This window comes from Litoribacillus peritrichatus (assembly GCF_039537985.1).
GTDB lineage: Bacteria > Pseudomonadota > Gammaproteobacteria > Pseudomonadales > Litoribrevibacteraceae > Litoribacillus > Litoribacillus peritrichatus.
This window is the reverse complement of sequence record NZ_BAABBN010000012.1, coordinates 625,112-625,324: the sequence shown is the minus strand read 5'-3', so window position 1 is coordinate 625,324 and position 213 is coordinate 625,112. Positions and strand designations below refer to the sequence as shown.

Sequence of the window (213 nt, the reverse complement as noted above, 5' to 3'; positions counted from 1 at the left end):
ATATTGGTGGTCACCGGGACCCGGTTGGTTAAACACCCCGGGGCGACCAATGATGTGGACTTAACCAAATTGACCATTTCAGGGGAAGCCAGTGGCACCCGCATCTTAACGACCACCAACGTTGAAATTACCGATGAAACCAGTTTCAGTGTCACCTTAAACAGTGCCGATAAAACCGCCGTGAATGCACTGTTAAACGTCAATGGCACTCAG

Annotated in this window: 1 protein-coding gene; it reads left to right on the top strand. The window is 49.8% G+C overall.

Annotated features, from left to right (window positions below):
- Positions 1-24: 24 nt before the first annotated feature.
- A partial coding sequence (locus ABD744_RS19340) for a hypothetical protein (protein ID WP_344800227.1) occupies positions 25-213 on the top strand: 189 nt, incomplete at its 3' end.